Here is a 3,302-nt window from a genome sequence, read left to right on the forward strand (position 1 = left end):
CCCTCGCTGGTCAAGTCATGCACGCGATGCACCGGGATCAGCCGCTCGAGCTGCAGCTTGATCTGGATCAGCACCTTGGGGGTCGCGACGGTGACCACGGTGATGCGGCTGAGCCCCTTTTCGTGCTCGGTCTCGCTGACCGTGAGACTGTCGATATTGTAGCCACGGGCCGAGAACAGCCCGACAACGCGGGCGAGGATGCCCGGCTCGTTGTCGACAAGCACGCTGAGCGTGTGCCGCTCCGGCCTCTGGGTTTCCGCGGCGAGGAAGTAGGCCGAGCCGCTCGGCTGCAGATGTGCATTCATTTCGTTCGTCCTCCGGTGCCTCGGCACCCTGTTGCCACCCGCCGTGTCGTGCCCGCGAAAGCCGGCATGCATGCCGGCCCGGAAGCTGGACCCCGGCCTGAACCGGGGCGACCTGGTGGCGGGGGCGCTTTCCCTAAACCAGCTGCCGACCCTTCTCGTCGATCACGGCGCCGATATCGGCGTCGAAGTCGGGCAGGATCATCTCGTTGTGCGGCTTGCCCGACGGAATCATCGGCAGGCAGTTCTCGTGGCGCTCGACCAGGCAGTCGAACAGCACCGGCCCGTCATAGGCGAGCATCTCCGCGATCGCCGCGTCGAGCAGTGCCGGGTTCTCGCACTTGATGCCCTTGGCGCCATAGGCCTCGGCGAGCCTGACGAAATCGGGCAGGCTTTCCGAGTAGCTGTGCGCGTAGCGGCCGCCATGCAGCAGGTCCTGCCACTGGCGGACCATGCCCATGCGCTCGTTGTTGAGGATGAACACCTTGATCGGCAGCCGGTACTGCACGGCGGTGGAGAGCTCCTGCATGGTCATCTGCACGCTGGCTTCGCCGGCAATGTCGATGACCAGCGCGTCGGGGTGCGCGACCTGAACGCCCACGGCCGCCGGCAGGCCGTAGCCCATGGTGCCCAGCCCGCCCGAGGTCATCCACCGGTTCGGCATCTCGAAGGGGAAGTGCTGGGCCGCCCACATCTGGTGCTGGCCGACCTCGGTGGTGATGTAGACGTCGCGCCCCTTGGTCGCCTCATAGAGCCGCTGGATGGCGTGCTGCGGCTTGATGGTGGTGGTCGAGTTCCTGAACGCCAGCGAGTTGCGGGCCCGCCAGGCGTCGATCTGCTGCCACCAGGGCGCGATCGCCTCGGTGCGCGGCTCGTTGGTGCGGCTGCGCCAGACGCGGACCATCTCGGCCAGCACGAGGCCGCAATCGCCGACGATCGGCAGCTCGACGCGGACGTTCTTGTTGATCGAGGACGGATCGATGTCGACGTGGATCTTGCGCGACTGTGGCGAGAACGCATCGATGCGGCCGGTGATACGGTCGTCGAAGCGGGCACCGATATTGATCATCAGATCGCAGTCGTGCATCGCGAGGTTGGCCTCGTAGGTGCCGTGCATTCCGAGCATGCCCAGCCATTGCGGCGAGGAACCGGGGAAGGCGCCGAGCCCCATCAGCGTCGAGGTGACGGGAAAGCCGGTGAGTTCGGCCAGTTCGCGCAGCTTCTGGCTGGCGTCGGGACCGGCATTGATGACGCCGCCGCCGGTGTAGAAGACCGGGCGCTCGGCCTTGAGCATCAGCTCGACCGCCTGGGCGATAGCCTCGGCATCGCCGGCGCCGGCCGGGTGATAGCTCTTGTGGCGGATGGCGCCGATCTCCTCGGGGCGCAGATAGGTGCCCATGGCGAACTGCACGTCCTTGGGGATGTCGACCAGCACCGGGCCGGGCCGACCGGAACGGGCGATGTGGAAGGCCTCGTGCAGCACCCGGGCCAGGTCGGCGACGTTCTTGACCAGATAGTTGTGCTTGGTGCACGAGCGGGTGATGCCGACCGTGTCGCACTCCTGGAACGCGTCCGAGCCGATCAGGGTGGTCGGCACCTGCGCCGTGATGCAGACCATGGGGATCGAGTCCATCAGGGCATCGGTGAGGCCGGTGACTGCGTTGGTGACACCGGGGCCCGAGGTGACCAGCACCACGCCGACCCTGCCGGTCGAGCGGGCATAGCCTTCGGCCATGTGGGTCGCGCCCTGCTCGTGCCGCACGAGGATGTGCTGCACCTTGTCCTGCTGGAACATGGCATCGTAGATCGGCAGCGCGGCGCCGCCCGGATAGCCGAAGATGTGCTCGACCCCGTTATCGATCAGCGCCTCGATCACCATTTCCGCGCCGGTCATCTGCTCGGGCATTTTCTCACTCCACTTCCGGGCCCCTGCCCGGTCTTGTCGCTGCACCCCCGCCCGCACCGGATTCGGAGGCAATAAAAAAGGCCCCTCGAGGGACCTGATTTCGGCGCACCAGCCATCCGCGGGGACCTTTACCCCACGCGACCGATGCGCCCCCCTACTACGATAATGCTCTTCAGCACGGACGTGCTCCCAGAATTGCTGGCAGGTTTATGGGCGCGAAGGGTGCGGGGTGTCAAGGGGGCCCGGTGCTCGCCGCTCCGGCCGGCGACGGCCCGGGAAGCACCCGGCGCAGGGTCCTGCCGCGGATTGCCGCCGCGTCGTCCGCGGGCGGGTCGAAGTCGCGCCCTCTACCGACGACGGTACGCACCACCCGCTCCCCCGGCCGATCTTCCCATTCGCAGGGTTTGCGGCTAGTCATTGCCGCAATGACGCAAGCGACTAAAGGACGGCGGCCCCGGCTGCGATCTGTGCTGACCGGGATCGGACTGGTCGCGTTCGGCTTCGTGCTCGCCATCGGGGTTGGCGTCACCTACTATCAGGTGTCGCGCGGCCGCGCCGCTCCGCCCCCACAACCGGTCGGATACGAGCCCGCCGACCGGGTGGTCGATGCGACGCACTACCGCCTCGCCGTGACCGAGTGGACGCTGCCCGCCGAGAGTGGCCTGCCCAAGCTCGCCATGGTCGGCGACCGGTTGCTGGTGGCGAGTTCGGCGGGCGATCTCGCCTATCTCGACCCCGCCGAGGCGTTCGTGCCGCCCACCGAGTCGGCGCCGTCGCGGGCGGTTTCCCCGATGAAGCTTGAGCGGCTGGCCCTCGCAATACCCACCGACATGGAGGTGTTCGCTGCAGCCAAGATCGTGGCGCACGAGAGCTTCGGCGTAGGCGATCTGCATGTCGAGCCGCGGGCGGACGGCGGGCATGATCTCTACGCGTCGTTCGGCACGGTGCTCGAAAGCGGCTGCATGGTGCTGCGCGTCGCAGTCGCCGAGGCCTTCGATGGCCCGACGCCGGCGCAATGGCGCACCCTGTTCGACTCGCAGCCGTGCTTTCCGGTGGCGTGGCCGGCCGACCGCATTGCGGGGCGCATGCGCATC

Annotated in this window: 3 protein-coding genes; 1 reads left to right on the plus strand and 2 read right to left on the minus strand. The window is 67.6% G+C overall.

Annotation, left to right across the window (positions count from 1 at the left end; all coding sequences use genetic code 11):
* Nucleotides 1-305, minus strand: a 305-nt coding sequence (gene ilvN, locus ACE3TU_RS20535; protein ID WP_374627635.1) for an acetolactate synthase small subunit, incomplete at its 3' end; no start/stop codon positions are given.
* Between the two features lie 133 nt (nt 306-438).
* On the minus strand, nt 439-2,208 hold the full coding sequence (locus ACE3TU_RS20540; RefSeq protein ID WP_374627636.1) for an acetolactate synthase 3 large subunit: 1,770 nt from the start codon (nt 2,206-2,208) through the stop codon (nt 439-441).
* Between the two features lie 467 nt (nt 2,209-2,675).
* Between ACE3TU_RS20540 and ACE3TU_RS20545 the strand changes: the two genes are divergently transcribed.
* On the plus strand, nt 2,676-3,302 hold a 627-nt coding region (locus ACE3TU_RS20545), incomplete at its 3' end, for a hypothetical protein (RefSeq protein ID WP_374627638.1).

The organism is Devosia sp., assembly GCF_041917035.1.
Taxonomy (GTDB): Bacteria; Pseudomonadota; Alphaproteobacteria; order Rhizobiales; family Devosiaceae; genus Devosia_A.

Excerpts from the sequence above, each read along its gene's own strand:
- ACE3TU_RS20540 (WP_374627636.1), bottom strand. The coding sequence starts at position 2,208 with ATGCCCGAGCAGATGACCGGCGCGGAAATGGTGATCGAGGCGCTGATC.